Annotated in this window: 3 protein-coding genes; 2 read left to right on the top strand and 1 reads right to left on the bottom strand. The window is 57.3% G+C overall.

All coding sequences use genetic code 11. The features are described 5' to 3' along the window. Both EII35_RS15355 and EII35_RS15350 read left to right on the top strand, forming a co-directional pair. The coding region (locus tag EII35_RS15355) for a hypothetical protein (protein ID WP_221739800.1) at nucleotides 1–251 on the top strand (251 nt) is incomplete at its 5' end. 124 nt (nucleotides 252–375) lie between these two features. Next, the gene (locus EII35_RS15350; protein WP_125229324.1) at nucleotides 376–1,119 is read left to right on the top strand and encodes a transposase family protein; all 744 of its coding nucleotides are present in this window, start codon (nucleotides 376–378) and stop codon (nucleotides 1,117–1,119) included. Between the two features lie 312 nt (nucleotides 1,120–1,431). On the opposite strand, the gene EII35_RS15345 is transcribed toward EII35_RS15350, so the two are convergent. After that, nucleotides 1,432–1,862, bottom strand: a 431-nt coding sequence (locus EII35_RS15345; RefSeq protein ID WP_221739799.1) for a hypothetical protein, incomplete at its 5' end; no start/stop codon positions are given.

The raw sequence follows: 1,862 nt of genomic DNA, 5'->3' as shown, positions 1-1,862 counted from the left end.
ACTCCTTGGGTAGTAGAGGATTGGCTAGAACCCTTCTACCAGTGTTCGTGCCTGCCCCACATCCCCAACACGCACCTATCCGCGCACCCTCCAAGTCGGGCCTCGACGACATCCTTGCACTCCAGCGGATGGCGGTAATGCAAGGCAAAGCATTTCTCAACGACCTTCTCGAAGTTGACGTCATTCCCGCCGATCGTCAACATCACAATGTCGACATCTGCCGGCATGTCGTCAATTTGATCGGCAAGTAGCTGGAGGGTTATTCAGGCGGCTTGAAAATGGCATCATGAAACACGTCGCAATTTAAACACAAAGGGGCAGCTCATTCCGATAGGATAAATCTTGGAAAGAAACCCGGGAAGAATGAACTGCCACATGTATAATAGCACAGGCCTCACCCTCGACCAATGCCACGCCCTGTTCGAGAAACTGAACAACCATTCCGAGAAGAACGCCATCCCGCCGATCCTGGGTCTTCTGGAAGCACTGGTGGTGACTCTGAAGTACCTCAGGCGCAACCACGTGCAGGCCGAACTCGCCGAAAGCCATGGCGTGTCCCAGTCCACCATCAGCCGAGCCATCGCCGCAGTCACCACCCTCCTGGCCAACACCCTCGAGGAGGACATCCCCGCCCTGGCAGACGTCCCCACCAACACCGCCCTCCTGATCGACGGCACCATCCTGCCCTGTCACGACTGGGCCGACCAGCCCAGCCTGTACTCGGTCAAGCACCACCACACCGGCGTCAACATCCAGGTCATCACCGACACACCGGGACGACTCCACTGGATCTCCAGCCCACTGCCCGGCAGCACCTATGACGTGACAGCCCTCGACACCCACGACATCCTCACCCACCTCGACCCGACCAAGATCATCGCCGACAAGGGCTACATCGGACGAGGTCTCACCACACCAGTCAGGACCCCACCTCGCGGACACCTCACCTCGGACGACGAAGAATACAACCGAAACATCAACCACATCCGATGGCCCGTTGAGCAAGCCATCGCCCACCTCAAAACATGGCGGATCCTCAGCACCATCCACCGCCGCCCATACACGACATTCGAAACCACCATCAAAACCGTACTCGGGATAATTTTTGGCATCCTCTGAATAACCCTCCTGCTCAGTCGTGTGGCCAGAGTGAGCCAGATTTACCAGCGCGCCTCCATCCCTTGCTCAACGAGTCACTTTCTGTACCCGTGCGCCCAGTTCCGCGAGCTGCGATACGCTCCCGCAGGGGAAGTGTCATAGTGGCCAGCCCCGTTTCCTGGCGAATATGAATCCCCGAGGATGGCCATGCTCAAAACTTTGAGGGGCCTCTCTTCGTCGGCAGCGACAGGATTTGGTGACACTGTTGCGAGCAGCAGTCCGACAGCCACCGCCACCTTCAACAGGATCGATCTGGCAAACATTTGAAATTCCTCATCGATAATGGATATTGACCCGGAACTGGAAATCTGGATTGGAGTCGCAAACCGCCGACTTGGTACTGAGAACCAGTGAAGCTGTTGCATTGTTGATAGTTTTCCTGGCCAGTGAACTCTCCTTTGTCCTTACCCCGGTCTCTTCAACCCACCCATGCTCCTCGGCGGTTGCAAGAACCCTGGAAAATGCCTCATCGACAGGAATCGTCAGCTTGTAGCACCGAGTGATACTTGGCGGTTTCGGCTTGTGGCCCTCGTTCCTCGTCTCCTCAGCACTCAGCAGCTCCAAACCGTCCCAGGTTGCCGAAGCCATCGGGTCGGCCTTCAGTGCCTGCATCCCCCGATCCCACTCCGAGACACACCCAGCCACCAACAGACACACCGCAACCAGCATGACCGCCACGGGTCGACACCAGCGCCTCATCGTCA

Source organism: Arachnia propionica, from assembly GCF_003932785.1.
Classification (GTDB): domain Bacteria; phylum Actinomycetota; class Actinomycetes; order Propionibacteriales; family Propionibacteriaceae; genus Arachnia; species Arachnia propionica_B.
This window is presented reverse-complemented; position numbering and strand designations above follow the sequence as displayed.